Raw genomic sequence first — 21092 nt, forward strand, 5'->3', positions numbered from 1 at the left:
GAGATAAACAGGGTGCACTTTGGGGTGACCGAGCTAACGTCGTCAAAGTGACTAGTGCACCTGCTGAACTTCCCCGTAAGGCCGGTGACCTCCGGGCCGCCGGATACCTTCCTCGGTCGGTCAAGGCCGAGCTCCGTGACAACCTGCTGAAAGAACTCCGGGCCGGGCGTGATCCCTGGCCCGGCATCGTCGGATTCACCCGGACGGTGATTCCGCAACTCGAACGTGCCCTGCTCGCGGGCCACGACGTCGTGCTGCTCGGTGAGCGCGGCCAGGGCAAGACCCGGCTGCTGCGCACCCTGGTCGGCCTGCTCGACGAGTGGACCCCGGTCATCGAGGGCGCCGAACTCCCCGAGCACCCGCTCGACCCGATCACCCCCGCCGCGCGCCGCCGCGCCGCCGAACTCGGCGACGACCTCCCGGTCGCGTGGCTGCACCGCGACCTGCGGTACGCCGAGAAGCTCGCGACGCCCGACACGAGCGTCGGTGACCTGATCGGCGACGTCGACCCGGTGAAGGTTGCCGAGGGCCGCAGCCTCGGCGACCCGGAGACCATCCACTTCGGGTTGGTACCGCGGGCGCACCGCGGCATCGTCGCGATCAACGAGCTGCCCGACCTGGCCGAGCGGATCCAGGTCGCGCTGCTGAACGTGATGGAGGAGCGCGACATCCAGGTCCGTGGGTACACGCTCCGGCTGCCGCTCGACGTGTTGCTGGTGGCAACGGCCAACCCGGAGGACTACACCAACCGCGGCCGGATCATCACCCCGCTGAAGGACCGTTTCGGCGCCGAGGTCCGGACCCACTACCCGCTGGACATCGACGCCGAGGTGGACGTGATCCGGCAGGAGGCCGAGTTCACCGCCGAGGTCGGCGAGCCGCTGCTGGAGGTGCTGGCCCGGTTCGTCCGGCACCTGCGGGAGTCGACGTCGATCGACCAGCGCTCCGGGGTGTCCGCCCGGTTCGCGGTCGCCGCGGCCGAGACGATCGCCGCGGCCGCGTTGCGCCGTTCCGCGATCACCGGCGAGGAGCCGGCCGTCGCACGGCCGGTCGACCTCGAAGCGGTTCCCGCCGTACTGCGGGGCAAGCTCGAGTTCGAGCCGGGTGAGGAAGGCCGCGAGATCGAGCTGCTCGAGTACCTGCTGCGCCGTTCGGTCGCGGACACCGCGCGCGAACGGTTCGCCGGGCTGGACCTGACCCCGCTGGCCCACGCCGTTGCCGACGGCAACCTTGTGACCACAGGTGAGCGGGTGCCCGGCCGGGAGGTGCTGTCCGCACTGCCCGAGCTGCCGGTACTGCACGATGTCGCCGCCCGCGCCGGCGTGCACCCCGACGACTCGCCGGGCCGGATCGCGGCCGCCGTCGAACTCGCCCTGGAGATGCTCTACCTGTCGAAACGGGTCGCGAAGGACGCCGACGACGACACGACGGTGTACGGGGCCTGACGATGTCGTCAATCCCTGAAGGCTGGTCGTACGGGCCGTGGCACGACGGGCCGGATCCGCTCCAGGCGCCGGTGGACCTGCGGGACGCGCTGGACGAGATCGGCCGGGACGTGATGAACGGGTCGTCGCCGCGGTCCGCGCTGGAGGAGATGCTCCGGCGCGGCACCCGGAACACCCAGGGGCTCGACGACCTGACCCGCCGGTTGTGGGAGCGCCGCCGCGAGATCCAGCGGCGGCACAACCTCGACGGCACGCTCCAGGACGTCCAGCGACTGCTGAACGAAGCGCTCGAGGCCGAGCGGCGCGAGCTCTTCCCGAACCCGTCCGACGACGCCCGCTTCAAGGAGGCCGAGCTCGACGCGCTGCCGTCCGGTACGGCGGCCGCCGTACGGGAGCTGGCCAACTATCAGTGGGAGTCGTCGGAGGCCCGGCAGAAGTACGAGGAGATCCGCGAACTGCTCGGGCGCGAGCTGCTCGGGTCGCGGTTCGAGGGCATGAAGGAGGCGCTGCAGCAGACCACGCCCGAGGACGTCGAGCGGATCAACGAGATGCTCACCGACCTCAACGCGCTGCTCGCGGCGCATGCGCAAGGGCGACCCGACGTACCGCAGCTGTTCGACGAGTTCATGGCCAAGCACGGCGAGTTCTTCCCGGAGAACCCGCAGAACGTCGAGGAACTCATCGACGCGCTCGCCCAGCGGGCGGCCGCGGCGCAGCGGATGCTGAACTCGATGACACCCGAGCAGCGCGCCGAACTGATGGAGCTGTCGCAGCAGGCGTTCGGCAACGGACAGTTGTCCCAGCAGTTGTCCCAGCTCGACGCGCAATTGCAGGCACTGCGGCCGGGGGAGGACTGGTACTCCTCGGAACGGATGAGCGGTGACGATCCGCTCGGCCTCGCCGAGGGCGCGCAGGCGATGTCCGACCTGGCCGAGCTGGATGCGCTGGCGGAGCAGTTGGCGCAGTCGTACCCGGGCGCGCGACTGGAGGACATCGACCTCGACGCGCTGACCCGGCAGCTGGGTGACGAGGCGACGGTCGACGCTCGCCGGCTGTCTGAGCTGGAGCGACAGCTGCGCGACCAAGGTCTGATCGAACGGGCGCCGGACGGTTCGCTGCAGTTGTCGCCGAAGGCGTTGCGGCAGTTGGGCCAGACGGCGTTGGCCGACGTACTGCGGACCGCGCGCGGATCCGGTGAACGGGACGCCGCCAACGCCGGCGCGGCCGGGGAGCTGAGCGGTTCGACCCGGCCGTGGGAGTTCGGCGACACCCAGCCGTGGGACGTGCCGCGGACGGTGCGGAACGCCGTACTGCGGACCGCCCACCGCGGCGGGGGTGGCGTGCGGCTCGACGTTGCGGACGTCGAGATCGCGGAGACCGAGCACCGGGCGCGGGCCGCGGTCGCGCTGCTCGTCGACACGTCCTGGTCGATGGTGCAGGAGGGTCGCTGGCTGCCGATGAAACGGACGGCGCTCGCGTTGCACCAGCTGATCTCGACGCGGTACCGCAACGATGCGCTGCAGCTGATCACCTTCGGCCGGTACGCCGGGGTCGTGGAGCTGCCGCAGCTGATCGGGATGGAAGGGACCTGGGAGCAGGGCACCAACGCGCACCACGCACTCCTGCTCGCGGGTCGGCATCTCCGGCGGCACCCGGACGCGCAACCGGTCGTGCTGATGGTCACCGACGGCGAGCCGACCGCCCACCTGGAGCCGGACGGTACGGCCGAGTTCTCGTACCCGCCGGAACCGGCCACGCTGCGCAAGACGATCTTCGAGGTCGACCGGCTCGCCAAGCTCGGTGCCTCGCTGACCGTCTTCCGGCTCGGCGACGACCCGCGGCTGAACGCGTTCGTCGACCTGCTCGCCCGGCGCAGCGGCGGCCGGGTCCTGGCCCCGGACGCGGACGGCCTCGGAGCCGCCGTGGTCGGCGACTACCTGCGGACCAGACGGAAGCTGTAGCAGGCTGAGAAGGAGGGTGTTACCCGTCGAACAGACGGGTAACACCCTCCTTCTGCGTTGCTGGCAGTTGTCTCGCGTTGTCAACGCTGTAAGGGTTTTCCGGCCAACGTCTTGTGGGCAGGGTCACGTCGGCATCGTGAGACCAGTGTTCAACTGGACTGGTTTTCTGGCTTACTCTGAAAGCACGCCCCCGCCGCCGGAGTCGATGGGCCAGCGGGCCACTTTCCCGCGCCGAAAACACCCGCCTGCAACCCAGGGAGTGACCGTGCCGAAACTCGTCTACGACTTCGCCGAAGGCAACAGGGACATGAAAGAGCTGCTCGGCGGCAAGGGGGCGAACCTGGCCGAGATGACCAACCTCGGCCTCCCGGTACCACCAGGCTTCACCATCACCACCGACGCCTGTCGCGCGTACCTGGAGACCGGTGCGGTGCCGGCCGACCTCGCCGACGAGATCGACCACCACGTCCACCTGCTCGAGCGGAAGATGGGCAAGAAGCTCGGCCAGGCTGACGACCCGCTGCTGGTCTCGGTCCGTTCCGGAGCCGCGGCGTCGATGCCCGGCATGATGGAGACCGTCCTGAACGTCGGCCTGAACGACGATTCGGTGACCGGGCTGGCGCACCAGTCCGGCAATCCGCGGTTCGCCTGGGACGCGTACCGCCGGCTGATCCAGATGTTCGGCAAGACCGTTCTCGACATCGACGGCGAGGTGTTCGAGCAGGCGCTGGACGCGGCCAAGGAGGCCAAGGGCGCGCGGACCGACCTCGAGTTGGACGCCGCCGACCTGCAGGCGCTGGTCGAAACCTTCAAGCACGCCGTGCGCGAGCACACCGGACGTGACTTCCCGCAGGACCCGCGGACCCAGATGGATCTCGCGATCGAGGCCGTGTTCGGCTCGTGGAACGCCGAGCGCGCCGTCCTCTACCGCCGGCAGGAGCGGATCGACGGCAACCTCGGGACGGCGGTCAACATCTGCTCGATGGTGTTCGGCAACCTCGGCATGGACTCCGGCACCGGCGTCGCGTTCACCCGTGACCCGGCGACCGGTCAGCAGGGTGTGTACGGCGACTACCTGCAGAACGCGCAGGGCGAGGACGTCGTCGCGGGCATCCGCAACACCGTCCCGCTGGCGGAGCTCGAGCAGATCGACAAGAACTCGTACGACGCCCTGATGGACATCATGGCGACGCTCGAGGGGCACTACCGCGACCTGTGCGACATCGAGTTCACCGTCGAACGCGGGAAGCTGTGGATGCTGCAGACGCGGGTCGGCAAGCGGACCGCGGCGGCGGCGTTCCGGATCGCGACCAGCCTGGTCGACGAGGGCGTGATCGACACCGACGAGGCGCTCACCCGGGTCAAGGGCGCGCAGCTCGCGCAGCTGATGTTCCCGCGGTTCGACGCCGCGGCCACGAAGGACCTTGTGACCAAGGCGATCGGGGCGTCGCCGGGTGCGGCGTCGGGCCGGGTCGTGTTCACGTCCGCCGCCGCGGTCGAGGCGGCCGAGCGCGGCGAGAAGGTGATCCTGGTACGCCGGGAGACGAACCCCGACGACCTGCACGGCATGATCGCGGCGCAGGGCATCCTGACCAGCCGCGGGGGCAAGACCTCGCACGCGGCGGTGGTTGCCCGCGGCATGGGCAAGACCTGTGTCTGCGGCGCGGAGGAGCTCGACGTGAACGTTGCCCAGGGCACCATTACGGTCCGGGGTGCCGTTCTGCGGGCCGGCGAGGTGCTCTCGATCGACGGCACCACCGGTGAGGTGTTCCGCGGCGAGGTCCCGGTCGTACCGTCGCCCGTCGTGCGGTACTTCGAAGGCACGCTCGCACCGACCGACGGCGACGAGCTGGTCGCGTCGGTACACCGGCTGATCACGCGCGCGGACGACGTCCGGCGGCTCGGCGTACGGACCAACGCCGACACCGCCGACGACGCGGCGCGGGCGCGCCGGTTCGGGGCCGAGGGGATCGGGCTGTGCCGGACCGAGCACATGTTCCTCGGCGAGCGGCGGGAATCCGTCGAGCGGCTGATTCTCGCGGACAACGACGCGGACCGCGAGGCGGCGCTGGCGGAGCTGGAACCGTTGCAGCGTGGGGACTTCCTGGAACTGCTGGACGCGATGGACGGGCTGCCGGTGACGATCCGGCTGATCGATCCGCCGCTGCACGAGTTCCTGCCGTCGATGGAGGAACTCGCGGTGAAGGTCGCGGTGGCGCGCGAGCGGGGCGCCTCGTCGGACCACGACGAGAAGCTGCTCGCGGCGGTCGAGCGGTTGCACGAGCAGAACCCGATGCTCGGGTTGCGGGGTGTACGGCTCGGGCTGGTGATTCCGGGGCTGTTCGCGATGCAGGTACGGGCGATCGCGTCTGCTGCCGTCGAGCTGCGGGAACAGGGCAAGGACCCGCGGCCGGAGATCATGATTCCGCTGGTGGGCGCCGTCCAGGAGCTGCACCTGGCGCGCGACGAGGTGTCGCGGGTGCTGGCCGAGGTCGGTGTCGAGGTTCCGATCGGGACGATGATCGAGTTGCCGCGGGCCGCGGTGATCGCGGACCAGATCGCGGAAGCGGCCGACTTCTTCTCGTTCGGTACCAACGACCTGACCCAGACCACGTGGGGCTTCAGCCGGGACGACGTCGAGGGGGCGTTCTTCTCGCGCTACCTGGAGAAGGGGATCTTCGCGGTGTCGCCGTTCGAGTCGATCGACCGCGAGGGCGTCGGCGCGCTGGTCCGTACCGGGGTCGACCGCGGCCGGGCGACCAAGCCCGACCTGAAGCTCGGCGTCTGCGGCGAACACGGCGGCGACCCCGACAGCATCCACTTCTTCAACGAGGTCGGTCTGGACTACGTGTCGTGCTCGCCGTTCCGCGTCCCGGTCGCTCGCCTGGAGGCCGGCCGGGCAGCCCTGGAGTAGGTGCCGGATCCCCAGGCCATCACAATCGCCATCCACCGGCGCCCGTGAGCGGGGAGAGCCGAAGTTGTGCGCAATTGTGATGGCCCTGGGGTTCGCCCCGACCGCCCGCCATTGATCGAGCGCCCGCACGAGCGGCGCCCGCTCGCCGGAGCCTGCGTCGGAGCCGCGGCAGGCGGTTGGTCAGTGGCACAGGTCCGCTAGCCTGCCGCAGTGAGCCGCGAGACCCTCCGCACCACCTTCGGCGAGGACGCTGAACTGTACGACCGCGTCCGCCCGACCTACCCGCGCGAGCTCTTCGACAACCTCGCGCGGCAGGTCGGCGCCCACCATCCCCGCGTACTGGAAATCGGCCCCGGCACCGGCCAAGCAACCGCCGCCATGCTGGAACGAGGCTGGAACGTCACCGCCCTCGAACTCAGTCCTGGGCTCGCGGAGGTTCTACAGCGGAAGTACCCGACAATCGAGGTCATCGTCGCAGACTTCGACACCTGGGACCTGCGCCCGGCGGAGTACGACCTCGTCATCTCCGCCACCGCCTTCCACTGGCTCGACCCCGAGACCCGCGTCCAACGATGTGTGGAACTAGTGAAGCCAGGCGGCGCCCTCGCAGTCGTCTCCACCTACCACGTCGCCGGCGGCTCGGAGCAGTTGTTCGCCGACGTGCAGACCTGCTACGACAGGTTCGACCCTGACCCGACGGCGGAGCGGCTGATCGCCGCGGAGGACGTACCACCCGACCCGGCGGGCCTCGCAGACACCGGCTTCTTCGAGTCCGTGGAGTGCAGCAAGTACGTCTGGGAAGCGACCTATTCGAGAGTCGAATATCTCGAAGTTCTGTCCTCGTATTCGGGGCATCGGGCCTTGACAACCGAGCGGCGTGACCGTCTGTACGACTGCATCGGCACCCATATCGACCGCTCCGGCGGTTCGATCACCAAGCGTTACCTCAATCAACTGTCCGTAGGAATTTGTCTTCACCAACCTCTTGCATAGCGGTACGCCGGTTGGTCAGAATATCCGGGCGGGAAGGGAGTTCACTCGTCGACTTTCGGGTCTGACCTGAACCAGCCGCTGTGGCGGCTCGTGACTCCCTTACCCGCACCAAATCTTCTTGTTTACAAGGCCGTTGTAGGCTTCAGGCCATGGCCCAATTTGTTGTGCAGCTGCGCTTCGACGTGTCCGAGACCGACCGCCGCCTGGAAGTCCGTCCGGCCCACCGTGAGTACCTCGCCGAGCTGAAGACCGCGGGCAAGCTCGTCGCCGCCGGCCCCTTCGCCGACGGCACCGGCGCCCTCCTCGTCTACGACGTAGCCGACGAAGCCGAACTCCGCGACATCCTCGCCAAGGACCCGTACACCCCGGCGAACGTCTACGAACTCGCCACCCTCGCCGAGTGGCAACCGCTGTTCCCGTTCAGCTGACGGCGTCGGCGTCTTCCAGATTCAGGTGGTCGACGTAGGCCCAGAGCCAGACCAGGGGAGCGAGGACGAGTTCGGGTTCCTCGTCCTCGTCGGCGATGAACAGCATCGAGCCCTCGCCGTTGGTGATGTCCTCGCAGACCGCCTCGCACATTTCCAGCGCGAGCTCGAACGACACCAGCCGCGGGCCGTTCTCCCAACGCGGCTCGGGCAGCGGGAGCACGGGCGCCTCGTCCGCCCCGTCCAGCTCGACCGAGACCCGCTGGAGCTCCTCGTACAGATCGAACGAGATCAGCCCGGCGAGCGGCCGGCCGTCCAGACCGACCAGGTACGGGTCGTCGGTGCCTTCGCGGAACGCGTCCCGGATGTCCGGCAGCGCCGCCTTCAGATCGGTCGCCTCGAGGTACGGCGCCTCGTCGAGCTCCTCGTCCTCGTCGGCCTGGACCAGTCCGCTGCGCATCTGGTCGAACTGGTTCAGCAGTTCGTGCAGTTCGTCGTACGCGCCGCCGCCGGGGGCCTTCTGCGCGCGCGCCTCGAGGTCGCGTAGGTGCTCGACCAGGTCGTCCTCGAAATGCAGTTCGTACCGCGGCAGGCCCGGCTCGCGGCCCGCGTTGATCTGCGCGACGAGCTGGGTCGACACCGGACCGATCCGCTCGGCCAGCACCTCAAGCGGCGTGGTCGGCTTCTCCTCGTCGTCGTGCGCGCAGGAGTCGTCGTCGTTCTTCCCGTCGCCCTCCATTGCGAGCAGCACCTGGAACGCCTGGAAGGACAGCAGCGCAGCGGTCGCCATCGTGCCGTCGCCGATCAGCATCAGCGGGTTCCCGCCGGCCTCGGTACGTCGTACGTGGTCCTGCATCAGCGTCGCGGCCTGCTCGACGTTGACCTGGCTGGCCAGCGAGGACAGCCCGTGGTCGGTGTCGACGCCGAGCAGCTCGACCAGGCGCTCGGAGCTCATGTCGAAGTTCGAGCGCAGGTAGTACCGCAGCCAGCCGGCGTCGACCGGGTTGCCGAGCAGCTCGGCGATCCGGGCGCGGAAGTCGGCGAGGTCGGAGATCGCGAGCACCACCAGCACCGGCTGGTCGCCGTCGCCGATCACCAGCGGCCGGGTGTCGCCGTTGTAGAACCCGTCGATGACCTGGTGCAGGCTGTCCGCGGCCGCGTCCAGCGGCCAGGACTCCGCCTCGAACTCGTTGACCACCGCGGCGGAGGTGTCGTCGGGCATCTGCTGGGTCCTCTCCGGGTGGCGGCGGGAGTGTGGGGTAACTCTAGGCTGCTGGCGTTTCAGCAGGTCGGGCGGGTCCTGCGCGGTCGCGAAGTGATGTTCGCTACGCTCGTACCGGCGGGTCGGCGCAGGTGTATCTCACATGTGAGATATGGTCCGGGGCATGACCGACGACTACCTGAGCCGGATCGGAAACCTCATCCGGGACGCCCGCAAGCACCGCGGCTGGACGCAGACGCAGCTCGCGGAAGTACTGAACACCAGCCAGAGTGCGGTGAACAGGATCGAGAAGGGTCATCAGAACCTCACCCTCGAGATGCTCGCCCGGATCGGCGAGGCGCTCGACTCCGAAATTGTCTCTCTCGGTGGCGGCCCGGTCCACCTCCGTGTCGTCGGCGGCCGGCAACTTTCCGGTTCGATCGACGTCAAGTCCAGCAAGAACGCCGGGGTCGCGCTGCTCTGCGCCGCGCTACTGAACAAGGGTCGGACGACGCTGCGCAAGGTGGCGCGGATCGAGGAGGTCAACCGGCTGCTCGAGGTGCTGAACTCGATCGGCGTCAAGACCACCTGGCTGAACGACGCCGGTGACCTGGAGATCGTCCCGCCGGCGCAGCTCGACCTGGAGTCGATGGACGCCGACGCAGCCCGCCGGACCCGTTCCATCATCATGTTCCTCGGTCCGCTGCTGCACCGCGAGGACGCGTTCGAGCTGCCGTACGCCGGCGGCTGCGACCTCGGTACCCGGACCGTCGAGCCGCACATGACCGCGCTCCGCCCGTTCGGCCTCGAGGTGAAGGCGACCGGCGGGCAGTACCACGCGCTGGTCAACCGGGCGATCGCGCCGGGCAAGCCGATCGTGCTGACCGAGCGCGGCGACACCGTGACCGAGAACGCGATCATGGCCGCGGCCCGCTTCGACGGCGTCACCGTGATCCGCAACGCCAGCCCGAACTACATGGTCCAGGACCTGTGCTTCTACCTCGACCTGCTCGGCGTACGGATCGACGGCATCGGTACGACGACGCTGACCGTGCACGGCAAGGCCGACATCGACGTCGACGTCGACTACGCGCCGTCCGAGGACCCGATCGAGGCGATGAGCCTGCTCACCGCGGCGATCGTGACCAAGTCCGAGATCACCATCCGCCGGGCGCCGGTGGAGTTCCTCGAGATCGAGCTCGCGCTGCTCGAGGAGATGGGCCTCGACTACGACCGCAGTACCGAGTACCTGGCCGAGAACGGGCGGACCCGGCTGGTCGACCTGACCACCCGGCCGTCGAAGCTGCACGCGCCGATCGACAAGGTCCACCCGATGCCGTTCCCGGGCCTGAACATCGACAACCTGCCGTTCTTCGCGGTGATCGCGGCGACCGCGACCGGGCAGACGCTGATCCACGACTGGGTGTACGAGAACCGGGCGATCTACCTGGCCGACCTGAACAAGCTCGGCGGCCGGGTCAAGCTGCTCGACCCGCACCGGGTGATGGTCGAGGGCCCGACGCACTTCTCCGGCGCCGAGATGATGTGCCCGCCGGCGCTCCGCCCGGCCGTGGTCGCGCTGATCGCGATGCTGGCCGCGAAGGGTACGTCGGTGTTGCGCAGCATCTACGTGATCAACCGCGGGTACGAGGACCTGGCGACCCGGTTGAACTCGCTAGGCGCTCAGATCGAGACCTTCCGGGACATCTGAGTCCTGATCCGCGTCTTGCAGGAACGCGACGGCTTCGGCGATCACCGCGGGGTCCGAGAGGATCCGGCGGTGGCCGAGGCCGGTGGTCGGCAGGAAGTGCGCGTGTTCGCCGTACTTCCGCAGTAGCACCTGCGCCTGTCCGGGGTCGACGACGGCGTCCTCGTCGTTGTGGATCACCAGGAGTTCGATCTTGCCGGGGCCGACCGAGAACCGGGTCCAGACGTCCTGGTCGCCGTCGAAGTACCCGCGCTCGATCGACCGCCGGAGTTCGCGATTGAGCTTCGGGCCGAGGCCGAGTTCGGCGCAGAACGTGTCGGCGAGGTACCCGAAGTCCGCGACCCCGCTGATCATCACCATCCGCTTCGCGGCGACACCCTCGCGGACCGCGTAGAGCGCGAACGGTACGCCGAGGGAGTGCGCGATCACGCCCTCGAACGGGCCGTGCCGCTCCTCCAGCGCGCGGATGATCCGCTGGTGCCCGAGGATCGACGTGACCTCGCCGTCGGAGTCCCCGTGCGCGGGAGCGTCGTACGACACGGGGCTGTACCCGAGCTCGAGCAGCCGGGTGACGAATGCCGCGTACCGCGAGGCCCGCGACCGCCACCCGTGCACCAGCAACACCGGCCGCCGCCCGTCGCCCCACGCATAGGTCCGTACACCCACACCGCCCGGCCCGCCCGGCCCGCCCGGTCGGCTCGCGCCGTCCCGTCCGCCTGTCCGTCTGCCTGCCCGGGTGCCCGCGCGGCCGCCGGCTGCGCTGCCTGGGCCCGCGGCGTCGTAGATGATCTCGACCTTCGCGGCGTCGTGCACGAGCTGCTCGTCGGCCCGGACCCGGCCGCGGGCGAGCGGGCGCCGCCACAGGTTGAACGCGAGCCGCCCGCCGAGCCGCGGTGACACCGCTCCGATCGTCTGCAATCCGACACTGACCAGCTTCTGCATGGCAACCCCTTCATCAAACTATACGAACGGTCGTATTATTAGTTTGTCAGAAGCGGAACGTCAACACCACTAGGATCAGGAGCCGTGGAGAAGGTCGACGGACGGTTGGTGCGCGGTGACCAGACCCGGCGTGCGGTGCTGCGCCGGTCGGTCGACATCGCCTCGGTCGACGGCCTCGAAGGACTGTCGATCGGCCGGCTCGCGGCCGACCTGGGAATCAGCAAGAGCGGCCTGTTCGCCCACTTCGGCTCGAAGGAGGAGCTGCAGCTCGCGACGATCCGTGCCGCTCGGCGGATCTACGCCGACACCGTGGTCACGCCGGCGTTCGAAGTCGATCCAGGGCTGGGGCGCGTGTGGGCACTGAGCTCCTGCTGGCTGGACTACTCGCGGCAGCGCGTGTTCCCCGGTGGTTGCTTCTTCCAGAAGGTGTCCCACGAGTACGCCGGCCGCGAGGGCGCCGTACACGACGCGCTCCTCGAGGTCCACTGGGAGTGGATGAAGCTGCTCGAGGACGTCGTACAAGCGGCCGTCGAGCGCGGCGAACTCGTTGGGGACGCCAAGCAGTTGGCCTTCGACCTGAACGCGTACTACGAGGCCGCCAACTTCGCGTCACTCCTCCAGGGCGACCTGGCCGGCTACGACCAGGCCCGCCAGGCCATCCGCACCCGCCTGGAATCAGCCATCGTCCCCGCTACGCCAACACCCTGGTGAGTCATTCTGTCGGTGGCCGTCCCTAGGTTGGGGGTATGCGGCCTCAGGTGGTGGCTCAGTTGGCCATCTCGCTGGACAGGGTGACGTCGGGGTTCGGCGTCGACCTCGCGCGGTTCTATGCGCTGGCGACGCTGTGGCAGGAGGACGTGACGCTGATGGACGCGGCCACGATCGTTGCCCAGGAGAACGAAGTCCGCGCCGCGCCCCGCAGAGGCACCCGCACCGACGGCCCGCTGCTCGCGGTGGTCGACGACCGCGCCCGCGTCCACACCTGGGACGCGCTCCGCGAACTCGGCTACTGGTCCGACGTACTGGCCCTGTACGCCGACCAAACCCCCGCCCGCCCCGCCGACGCCACCACCCGCGAACTGATCACCGGCTACAACGAGGTCGACCTGCAGGAAGTACTTACAGTCCTGGGCCGACGGGGCGTACAGACTGTGCGCGTGGATTCGCCTGCGCTCACCAGAACCTGCCTGGACGAAGGGCTGGTGGACGAGCTCGCCCTACTGGTCCACCCAGTGCTGATCGGCGGCGCACCCTGGTACGACACCCACCGCCTGCACCTCCAGCACGCCGGCACCGAAGTCTTCGAGGACGGCGTCATCTGGACCCGCTATTGCGTTCACCAGAATGTCGGTGGGCGCGGATAGTGTGGGCGGTGATGAGGAAGCAGCATGAGGGGTACGACGAGCACGACGCGGAGCGGTGGGTCGCCGAGCCGGTGAAGCGGCCGGGGCGGACGGCGTTCGCGCGTGATCGGGCGCGGGTGCTGCACAGTGCGGCGTTGCGGCGGCTGGCGGCGAAGACGCAGGTGGTGACCGCCGGCAGCGACGACTTCGTCCGGAACCGGTTGACCCACAGTCTCGAGGTCGCGCAGATCGGCCGTGAGCTGGCCGCGACGCTCGGCTGCGACCCGGACATCGTCGACGCGGCCTGTCTGGCGCACGATCTCGGGCACCCGCCGTTCGGGCACAACGGCGAGCGGGCGCTGGACCAGGTCGCCGCGGACATCGGCGGCTTCGAGGGGAACGCCCAGACGCTGCGGCTGCTGACCCGGCTGGAGTCCAAGACGTTCGACGCCGACGGGCGCAGTGTCGGGCTCAACCTCAGCCGCGCGACACTCGACGCCGCGACGAAGTACCCATGGGCCCGGCGTCCCGGCGAGCGGAAGTTCGGGGTGTACGACGACGACCTCGCGGTGTTCACCTGGTTGCGGCCCGGTGTGGGGGAGCGGCGCTGTCTCGAGGCGCAGGTGATGGACTTCGCGGACGACGTGGCGTATTCCGTGCACGACGTCGAGGACGGGATCGTTGCTCACCACATCGATCTCGCCGCGGTCGACACGGTGCCGGAGCCGTACTGGGAGACGGTCCGGCAGATGTACTTGCCGGAGGCAACCGACGCGGAGCTGGACGAGGGGTGGGCCCGGCTGCGGGCGCTGCGGTACTGGCCGGCGGCGCCGTTCGACGACAGCCGGCGGGCGCTCGGTGGGCTGAAGGACCTGACCAGTGAGCTGATCGGGCGGTTCGCGACGGCCGCGGAGCAGGCGACCCACGCCGTGTTCGGCGGGTCGAAGCTGATCCGGTACGAGGCGGATCTGGTGGTGCCGCCCGGGATCCGGACCGAGATCGGGCTGCTGAAGGGCGTCGGGATGTACCACGTGCTCAAGTCCCCGGAACGCCAGGCCCGCCGGGCCGTCCAGCGCGAACTCCTCACCGAACTGGTGGAAGCCCTCTGGAAGACGGCCCCGCGAAACCTGGACATTCCGTTCCAGTCCGACTTCGCGGAAGCCCCCGACGACAACGGCCGCCTCCGCGTCATCATCGACCAGGTAGCCAGCCTCACCGACCCCTCAGCCCTAGCCTGGCACCAACAGCTGGTCTCCGGCACCCGCTGATCCACCCCCGCCCACCCCCCGCAGGCACCGGTTGATCCACCCCCGCCCACCGCCCCGCAGGGCACCCACCTCCCGCCTTGCAGGGCACCGGTTGGTCCACCCCGCCTCCGCCTCCGCCGCCTCGTACGTGTTAATCCACCCCCGGCCACCGCATCCCAGGCACCGGTTGGTCCACCCCGCCTCCGCCCCCGCCTCCGCCTCCTCGCACGTGTTAATCCACCCCCGCCTACCGCCTCGCAGGCACCAGTTGGTTCACCTCCCGCGCCCGCCGCCCCGCAGGGGCGGCGGGCGCGGTTCTTAGCGGATGGTGGTGAACGGGAGGTTCAGGCCGAGGCGGATGTTGTCTGGTTTGTTGGTGAGGCGGATCTGCTCCAGTTCCTCGTCGGAGAGTGCTCGGCGGTAGATGCGGACCTCGTCGACGCTCCCCTGGAAACGGTTGGCGCCGTCGACCCGCTGGCCTACGTGGATTCCCTGGACGCCGAACTCCTTGCCCGCGGTGACTGATCCGGCCGGAGCCGTCGCGGAGCCCACCTCGACCCCGTCGACGAGCAGCCGAAGCTTGCCGTCGGCCCGTTCCAGTACGACGTGATGCCACTGGTTGTCGTTGTACGCCGACGCCGACTGCACCGTGACGTTGAACCGGTCGACCGACAACAGCGCCCGGATCCGCTTGCTCTCCGGTTCCGCCCGCAACCACACCTGCGGAGTACTCCCGGACCCAGTCCGATAAGCCCACAGGATCGCATGCGACCCGGTCGTCGATCCGTACTTGATCCACGTCATCATCGTGAAGTCGTCCGCACCGAGATCGATCGACCGGTCGAACGGCACCTCGACGTAGTCGTCCACACCGTCCAGCGAGAGCCCGTTCCCGAACTTGCCCTCGGCAACGGTCGCGCCGCCCCGGACGTACGCCGGATTGTGGGCAGGTCCAACATCAGGCGTCAGCGGACCCGGCGCGGGCGGCGCCGGAATGCCCGGCGGTGTCCCGTTCGGCGTCGACAGGTACGCCTCGTTGAACCGCGCCCAGCGGATCGACTCGTACGGCGTCGCAACACCCGCCTCGTACAGCAGCCCGGCCTGATCCCCGTCCAGCCGCACCATGTCCGAGTACGCCGACGGGCCCCACCAGAACACCTTGCCCTGCTGCCAGGTCCCGAACGTCCGCGCCTCGTCGTACGACGACCGCACCGTCATCACCTCGCGCGCCGCCGGGTGCGCCGGCGCCGAGAACAGGATCCGGTGCGAGTCGAACCGCAGCAACGACCCCTGCACATCCGGCATCACCAGTTTCGGAATCGTCGTGAACGGCCTGTCGAACGTCTCGCCGCCGTCGCTGCTGATCGCGTACGCCCGGTTGCCCGGATCCGTCCCGCGCTCCCGGGCGAGGGCGTAGATCCGCCCGTCCCGCAGCTCGACGACCGTGACCTCCTGGGCGATCACCGTGCCGTCGTCCCTTGAGGTGGTCGCGCCGATGTGCCACGTCTGGCCCGAGTCGTCGGAGTACAGCAGGTGGGTGCCGTAGACATGCGGCCCGACCCCGTCGTACGTCTCGAAGTTCGCGCCGACTATCAACCGGCCGGCATGCGGCCCGTGTGAGAGCTGGATGCCGTGCATCGGGCCGGTGGCGTACCAGAAGTTCCAGCTCGGCAGCTTCGCGTCGGTGAGTTCGCGCGGCGCGGTCCAGGTGGCGCCGTTGTCGTCGCTGGTCTGCACGTACGGATCGCGGTCGCAACCGTTCGGGCACGGGTCGGGGCCGTTGTGGGTCGACACCAGGACGACCCGGCCGGTCCGGTTGTCGACGATCGGCACAGGATTGCCGTTCGTGCTGCCGTTGCCCTCGGACACGACCTGCAGCGGTCCCCAGGTCTTACCGCCGTCGGACGAACGGCGCAGCACGATGTCGATGTCGCCGTCGTCGCCGCAGTCCGCGACGCGGCCTTCGGCGAACGCGAGCACGTCGCCGTTCTTGGCGTGCACGATCGCCGGGATCCGGAAGCAGGCGTACCCCTCGGTCTTCTGCTGGAACAACACGCTGTCCTCGACGAACGGCGCGCCGGCGGGTTCCGAAGCGTGCGCTGGTGGCGCGGCGAGACTGACGAACACGAGCAGGGCGGCGGTCGCGAGACGGCCCGGTGTGAGTACGCGCATGGCTCTCCCAGGAGGACATAGGACGTCTGATGTCCCGCGACAACGTAGTCATCGAGACCCCGTCCGGCAAGAGTTCGGCGGGTACTAAAGTCGGTGCATGGCTGATGAACAGATCGTGATCGTCGGAGCGAGCCTTGCCGGTGCGACCGCTGCCGAGACCCTTCGGAAGAACGGCTGGACGGGCGGCATCGTCCTGATCGGCAGCGAGTCGGCACTGCCGTACGAGCGACCACCGCTGTCGAAGGACGTCCTGCTCGGCAAGGCCGAGACCGGCTCGGCGCAGCTGCACGACCAGCAGTGGTACGACGACAACACGATCGACCTCCGCCTCGGTACGACCGTGACCGCGATCGATCCGGCCGCGCACACCGTCACCCTCGACGACGGTTCCCAGCTCTCGTACGGCAAGCTGCTGATCGCGACGGGCAGCCGCGTCCGTGAGCTCGACGTACCGGGCGCGGACCTGCCGGGCGTGCACTACCTGCGTACGGCCGAGGAGTCGCAGGCCCTGGACGACGCGTACGCCGCGAAGCCGCGCGTGGTCGTCGTCGGCGCCGGGTGGATCGGTCTGGAGGCTGCGTCCGCGGCACGTGAGCGTGGCTGTGAGGTGACGGTCGTCGAACCGCAGTCGACCGCGCTCGCCGCTGTACTCGGGGAAGAGGTCGGCGAGCTGTTCGCCGAGTTCCACCGGCAGCACGGGGTGCAGTTCCGGTTCGGGACCGGCGTGGAAGGGTTCGAGGGGACGGACAAGGTCACCGGTGTGAAGGTGACCGGCGGCGAGGTGATTCCGGCGGATCTGGTGATCGTCGGCGTCGGCGTCCGCCCGAACACCGAGCTCGCCGAGGCGGCCGGCATCGAGGTCGCGACCCCCGACAACGGTTCCGGCATCGTCACCGGCCCGGACCTGCAGACGAAGGTCGCCGACGTGTACGCAGCCGGTGACGTGGTCCGTTGGGACCACCCGCTGTTCGGCCGCTCGGTGCGCGTCGAGCACTGGCAGAACGCGAAGGACACCGGCGCCGCGGCCGCGAAGTCGATGCTCGGCCAGGACGTGTCGCACGACGCGATCCCGTTCTTCTTCACCGACCAGTTCGACCTCGGCATGGAGTACGTCGGCGAGGTCCCGCGCGGCACGTCGTACCAGGTCGTCCTCCGCGGCGACCCGAAGTCCGGCGCCTACGTGGCGTTCTGGCTCGCCGACGACCACCACGTGCTGGCCGGCATGCACGTCAACACCTGGGGCGCCACCGACGCGATCCGCGACCTGGTCCGCTCCGGCAAGGAGGTCGACCCGGACCGCCTGGCCGACACCTCCGTGGAGCTGTCCGAGGTCTAGAGCGGATAGGTGACGTACGCGAACGACGAGCTGTCCGGTGACCAGCTGGGGACGTTCATCGTGCCCTGGCCGCCGAACAGGCTCGTCAGTTCGCGGATCTCGCCGTCGCGCATCAGCAGCCGAAGGCGTACGTCTTCGATGTCGGCAGGGTGCCCCTCGGTGCCGGGCGGGAAGCTCACGTAGGCGATCGCGGAGCCGTCCGGCGCCGGGTGCGGGAACCAGTTGACGCGCTCGTCGTACGTCAACTGTTCGGCTGCACCGGCCTTGATCCGGAACAGCTGCGCCTGCCCCGCGCGCTCGGAGTTGAAGTAGATCCACTCGCCGTCCGGCCCGTACTCGGACCCGTCGTCGGCGTACTCGTCGTCGGTCACCTGGACGTCGGCACCGCCCGCGGCCGGGATCGTCCAGACGTTGGTGATCCGCTGCTCGCCGACCCATTCCAGCCCGATGTACGCGAGCGTCGTACCGTCCGGAGAGATCCCGTGTAGGTAGTGATGGAAGCCCTCGCCCCGGTCGTTCGTCACCCGCCGTCCGGCGCCGCCTTCGATCGGCGCCGCGTAGATGTGCCCGTCGCCCGCCGACACGTACACCGTTCGCCCGTCCGGGCTGACCACGTGGTCGTTGTTGATCGGCGGCACCCCGCCGAGCCCGATCTCGGTCAGCCCGTCACCCACCCGGTACAGCAGCCCGTTGCCGTTGACAACCAACGTGCCGTCCGGGAGCCAGTTCGGCGCCTCGAACAGCACCTCGCCGGAGCTGAACACCAGCCGGTGCTCGTTGCGCGCGACGTCGACGACGTACAGCTCGGACCGCTGACCTTGGCGAAGAGTACGTGGCATACCCGTCAACCTACGTGATCGGCCGGGCTAGACTCACGGCGTGGCAGGCCGGATCAAGGAAGAGGACATCGCGCTGGTGCGCGAGCGAGCCCGGATCGACGACGTCGTGGGTTCGTACGTGACCTTGAAGAACGCCGGCGGAGGCAACCTGAAGGGTCTCTGCCCGTTCCACGACGAGAAGTCGCCCTCGTTCAACGTCACCCCGGCCCGCGGGTTCTTCTACTGCTTCGGCTGCCAAGAGGGCGGCGACGTCATCGACTTCATCCAGAAGGTCGACCAGATCACGTTCTCCGAGGCGGTCGAGACGCTGGCCGCCAAGGTCGGCATCCAGCTCCGGTACGAGGACACCGGCGCGCCGGTGCAGCGCGGCCCGGGGAACCAGCGGCCGCGGTTGGTCGAGGCGCACAAGGTGGCGGCCGAGTTCTACGTCGACCAGCTGTTCGGCGCGGCCGAGGCGTCGCCCGGGCGGCAGTTCCTGGACCAGCGCGGTTTCGACAAGGACGCCGCCGTCCAGTTCGGCGTCGGGTTCTCGCCGCGCGGTGGCGAGGCGCTGATCAGCCACCTCCGCGGCCGCGGTTTCACCAACGCCGAGCTGGTCGCGTCCGGTCTGGCCGCCGACGGCCAGCGCGGGCTGTACGACCGGTTCCGCGGCCGGCTGATGTGGCCGATCCGGGACGCGTCGTCGGACGTGATCGGGTTCGGCGCGCGCCGGTTGTTCGACGACGACCGGATCGAAGCGAAGTACCTGAACACGCCCGAGACGCCGATCTACAAGAAGTCCAAGGTGCTGTATGGCGTGGACCTGGCCCGGCGCGAGATCGCGAAGGGCCGGCAAGCGGTGGTGGTCGAGGGCTACACCGACGTGATGGCGTGTCACCTCGCCGGCGTGCAGACCGCGGTCGCTACTTGCGGTACGGCGTTCGGCGAGGACCACGCGCGGGTGCTGCGGCAACTGCTGCTCGACCACGACCAGTTCCGCGGCGAGGTGATCTTCACCTTCGACGGTGACGAGGCCGGTCAACGCGCGGCGCTCAAGGCGTTCGCGGGGGACCAGGCGTTCGCGGCGCAGACGTACGTCGCGGTCGAGCCGGATGGGCTGGACCCGTGCGACCTGCGCCTGCAGAAGGGCGACGCGGCTGTCCGCGAGCTGATCGGGCGACGCGTCCCGCTGTACCGGTTCGTGCTGGGGAACGTGCTGTCGAAGTACGACCTGGATCGCGCGGACACCCGGATCGACGCGCTGCGTGAGGCCGCCCGTCTGGTGATCAGCATCCGCGACCGGTCGAAGGTGGACGCCTTCACCCGCGAGCTGGCCGGCCACCTCGGCATGGAGGTCGACCAGGTCCGCACCGAGGTCTACCGCGCTGCATCGCGCGCGGGCTCGGGGGAGGGGCGCACCGCCACCGCGGGCGCCGCGCTCGGCGCGTCGGTCTCGGTCGCAGCCTCTGGGACCGTCGGACCTGCTCCCGCCCCGCGCGTTGACCTTCCGTCGCCGCGGGACCAGCGGTTCGTGATCGAGTGGGACGTACTGAAGGTCGCCATGCAGCACCCGGCCCTCGTCGGTACGGCCTTCGACGAGCTCGACGACCACGACTTCACCCACCCGTGGCTGGCCGCGATCCGTGCCGGCATGGCCAAGGCAGGCGGACCCGCCGCGGCACCCCCCGGCGAGGCCTGGGTGGTCGCCGTCCGCGACGCGATCGGCAACGACCCCGCCGCCGCGGTCGTCGGTGCGCTGGCGGTCGACCCGCTCCGGCTCGGCCGCGAGCCGGACGAGCCGTACGCGCTCGCGCTGCTCGCCCGCCTGCAGGAGCTCACCTGCGCCCGCCGCATCGCCGACCTGAAGTCGAAGCTGCAGCGCACCAACCCGATCGACCGCGCCGACGAGTACAACCGGATGTTCGGCGAACTGATCGCGCTCGAGGCCTACAAGGCCGAGCTCCGCAACCGGGCGATCTCAGGCGCCCTTTAGGTATGACACCAGCCGCGCGACCTCCGCGGCGTACTGCTCGCTGAAGTCTTCGGCGTCCGGGTCGAGGCCGAGCGCACGGGCGATCTGCGGGAAGACGACCGGCGCGGCCGCCATCCCGAACAACGCCAGACCGGTGTAGGCGACGTCGAGGTCGGCGGCGAGCTCGCCGTCGGACTGCCGCCCGCGGAACTCGTCGATCATCGCCTGGAACCGCTCGCGTTGCCCTTCCAGGTCCAGCGGGGGCGTCACGTCGACGGCCTGACGCACCAGCAACCTGAGCAGGTCGGGCTGCGCGATCGACGTCCGCGCGTAGGCACCGACGACCTCGCCGAGCGTCTCGGCACCGGCGGAGATCTCCGGCTCGGCGGCCCGCCACCGGTCCGCGACCGCACGGTACAGCCCTTCCTTGCCGCCGAAGTAGTACGAGATCAGCTGTTTGTTGACGCCGGCCCGGGCCGCGATCTCGCTGACCCGCGCGCCGCTGAACCCGTGCAGACCGAACTCGACCACCGCGGCGTCCAGCAGGTACTGCTTGCTGCGCTCGGGGTCGCGCTGGCGCTCGTCGGGGCCCGGTGATCTCCGCACGAAAATCAT

Annotated in this window: 16 protein-coding genes; 11 read left to right on the plus strand and 5 right to left on the minus strand. The window is 69.4% G+C overall.

The genetic code is table 11. From position 1 onward, the window contains the following. Positions 1–47: 47 nt before the first annotated feature. The 5 genes from ACFYRU_RS32955 (at position 48) to ACFYRU_RS32975 (ending at position 7741) form a co-directional block, all read left to right on the plus strand. Positions 48–1445 (plus strand): ATP-binding protein, encoded by a 1398-nt coding sequence (locus ACFYRU_RS32955; RefSeq protein ID WP_387665901.1) that lies wholly within the window; start codon positions 48–50, stop codon positions 1443–1445. Between the two features lie 2 nt (positions 1446–1447). Then, the gene (locus tag ACFYRU_RS32960; RefSeq protein ID WP_387665903.1) at positions 1448–3406 is read left to right on the plus strand and encodes a hypothetical protein; all 1959 of its coding nucleotides are present in this window, start codon (positions 1448–1450) and stop codon (positions 3404–3406) included. Between the two features lie 265 nt (positions 3407–3671). Next, on the plus strand, positions 3672–6320 hold the full coding sequence (gene ppdK, locus ACFYRU_RS32965; protein WP_387665905.1) for a pyruvate, phosphate dikinase: 2649 nt from the start codon (positions 3672–3674) through the stop codon (positions 6318–6320). 210 nt (positions 6321–6530) lie between these two features. Further along, positions 6531–7313: a class I SAM-dependent methyltransferase gene (locus ACFYRU_RS32970; protein WP_387665908.1), complete on the plus strand. Its 783-nt coding sequence runs from the start codon at positions 6531–6533 to the stop codon at positions 7311–7313. A 149-nt stretch (positions 7314–7462) separates the two neighbouring features. Beyond that, positions 7463–7741, plus strand: a complete 279-nt coding sequence (locus ACFYRU_RS32975; RefSeq protein WP_387665910.1) for a YciI family protein — start codon at positions 7463–7465, stop codon at positions 7739–7741. Here the strand turns inward: ACFYRU_RS32975 and ACFYRU_RS32980 are convergent. Then, positions 7734–8960 carry a hypothetical protein gene (locus ACFYRU_RS32980; RefSeq protein WP_387665913.1) on the minus strand — a complete coding sequence of 409 codons (1227 nt, stop codon included), beginning with the start codon at positions 8958–8960 and terminating at the stop codon, positions 7734–7736. The two genes, ACFYRU_RS32975 and ACFYRU_RS32980, sit on opposite strands and share 8 nt — an antisense overlap. Before the next feature lie 163 nt (positions 8961–9123). Here ACFYRU_RS32980 and ACFYRU_RS32985 point away from each other — a divergent pair, with 163 nt between their 5' ends. Further along, a complete protein-coding gene (locus ACFYRU_RS32985) occupies positions 9124–10650 on the plus strand; it encodes a helix-turn-helix domain-containing protein (protein WP_387665916.1) in 1527 nt (508 codons plus the stop codon). On the opposite strand, the gene ACFYRU_RS32990 is transcribed toward ACFYRU_RS32985, so the two are convergent. Beyond that, positions 10615–11589, minus strand: a complete 975-nt coding sequence (locus ACFYRU_RS32990) for an alpha/beta hydrolase (RefSeq protein ID WP_387665918.1) — start codon at positions 11587–11589, stop codon at positions 10615–10617. The genes ACFYRU_RS32985 and ACFYRU_RS32990 overlap by 36 nt on opposite strands. Positions 11590–11673: 84 nt before the next feature. On the opposite strand from ACFYRU_RS32990, the gene ACFYRU_RS32995 reads away from it, so the two are divergent. Genes ACFYRU_RS32995 through ACFYRU_RS33005 form a run of 3 tightly spaced genes read left to right on the plus strand, consistent with a single transcriptional unit; the run spans position 11674 to position 14200 of the window. Then, a complete protein-coding gene (locus tag ACFYRU_RS32995) occupies positions 11674–12300 on the plus strand; it encodes a TetR/AcrR family transcriptional regulator (RefSeq protein ID WP_387665921.1) in 627 nt (208 codons plus the stop codon). Between the two features lie 35 nt (positions 12301–12335). Then, positions 12336–12953: a dihydrofolate reductase family protein gene (locus ACFYRU_RS33000; protein WP_387665924.1), complete on the plus strand. Its 618-nt coding sequence runs from the start codon at positions 12336–12338 to the stop codon at positions 12951–12953. Between the two features lie 11 nt (positions 12954–12964). After that, positions 12965–14200, plus strand: a complete 1236-nt coding sequence (locus ACFYRU_RS33005) for a deoxyguanosinetriphosphate triphosphohydrolase (RefSeq protein ID WP_387665925.1) — start codon at positions 12965–12967, stop codon at positions 14198–14200. A 297-nt stretch (positions 14201–14497) separates the two neighbouring features. Here ACFYRU_RS33005 and ACFYRU_RS33010 read toward each other — a convergent pair whose 3' ends face one another. Further along, the gene (locus tag ACFYRU_RS33010; protein WP_387665928.1) at positions 14498–16351 is read right to left on the minus strand and encodes an exo-alpha-sialidase; all 1854 of its coding nucleotides are present in this window, start codon (positions 16349–16351) and stop codon (positions 14498–14500) included. Between the two features lie 97 nt (positions 16352–16448). Here ACFYRU_RS33010 and ACFYRU_RS33015 point away from each other — a divergent pair, with 97 nt between their 5' ends. Continuing rightward, the gene (locus tag ACFYRU_RS33015) at positions 16449–17687 is read left to right on the plus strand and encodes an NAD(P)/FAD-dependent oxidoreductase (RefSeq protein ID WP_387665930.1); all 1239 of its coding nucleotides are present in this window, start codon (positions 16449–16451) and stop codon (positions 17685–17687) included. On the opposite strand, the gene ACFYRU_RS33020 is transcribed toward ACFYRU_RS33015, so the two are convergent. Next, a complete protein-coding gene (locus ACFYRU_RS33020) occupies positions 17684–18526 on the minus strand; it encodes a TolB family protein (RefSeq protein ID WP_387665933.1) in 843 nt (280 codons plus the stop codon). The two genes, ACFYRU_RS33015 and ACFYRU_RS33020, sit on opposite strands and share 4 nt — an antisense overlap. Positions 18527–18566: 40 nt before the next feature. Here ACFYRU_RS33020 and dnaG point away from each other — a divergent pair, with 40 nt between their 5' ends. Beyond that, positions 18567–20498, plus strand: coding sequence for a DNA primase (gene dnaG, locus ACFYRU_RS33025; RefSeq protein WP_387665936.1), 1932 nt, complete (start codon positions 18567–18569; stop codon positions 20496–20498). Here the strand turns inward: dnaG and ACFYRU_RS33030 are convergent. Continuing rightward, the gene (locus tag ACFYRU_RS33030) at positions 20484–21083 is read right to left on the minus strand and encodes a TetR/AcrR family transcriptional regulator (protein WP_387665939.1); all 600 of its coding nucleotides are present in this window, start codon (positions 21081–21083) and stop codon (positions 20484–20486) included. The two genes, dnaG and ACFYRU_RS33030, sit on opposite strands and share 15 nt — an antisense overlap. Between the last annotated feature and the right edge of the window lie 9 nt (positions 21084–21092).

Source organism: Kribbella sp. NPDC004536 (assembly GCF_042873835.1).
Taxonomy (GTDB): Bacteria; Actinomycetota; Actinomycetes; order Propionibacteriales; family Kribbellaceae; genus Kribbella.

Excerpts from the sequence above, each read along its gene's own strand:
- ACFYRU_RS32960 (WP_387665903.1), top strand. The coding sequence starts at position 1,448 with ATGTCGTCAATCCCTGAAGGCTGGTCGTACGGGCCGTGGCACGACGGG.
- ACFYRU_RS32975 (WP_387665910.1), top strand. The coding sequence starts at position 7,463 with ATGGCCCAATTTGTTGTGCAGCTGCGCTTCGACGTGTCCGAGACCGAC.
- ACFYRU_RS32980 (WP_387665913.1), bottom strand. The coding sequence starts at position 8,960 with ATGCCCGACGACACCTCCGCCGCGGTGGTCAACGAGTTCGAGGCGGAG.
- ACFYRU_RS32985 (WP_387665916.1), top strand. The coding sequence starts at position 9,124 with ATGACCGACGACTACCTGAGCCGGATCGGAAACCTCATCCGGGACGCC.
- ACFYRU_RS32990 (WP_387665918.1), bottom strand. The coding sequence starts at position 11,589 with ATGCAGAAGCTGGTCAGTGTCGGATTGCAGACGATCGGAGCGGTGTCA.
- ACFYRU_RS33000 (WP_387665924.1), top strand. The coding sequence starts at position 12,336 with ATGCGGCCTCAGGTGGTGGCTCAGTTGGCCATCTCGCTGGACAGGGTG.
- ACFYRU_RS33005 (WP_387665925.1), top strand. The coding sequence starts at position 12,965 with ATGAGGAAGCAGCATGAGGGGTACGACGAGCACGACGCGGAGCGGTGG.
- ACFYRU_RS33010 (WP_387665928.1), bottom strand. The coding sequence starts at position 16,351 with ATGCGCGTACTCACACCGGGCCGTCTCGCGACCGCCGCCCTGCTCGTG.
- ACFYRU_RS33015 (WP_387665930.1), top strand. The coding sequence starts at position 16,449 with ATGGCTGATGAACAGATCGTGATCGTCGGAGCGAGCCTTGCCGGTGCG.
- ACFYRU_RS33020 (WP_387665933.1), bottom strand. The coding sequence starts at position 18,526 with ATGCCACGTACTCTTCGCCAAGGTCAGCGGTCCGAGCTGTACGTCGTC.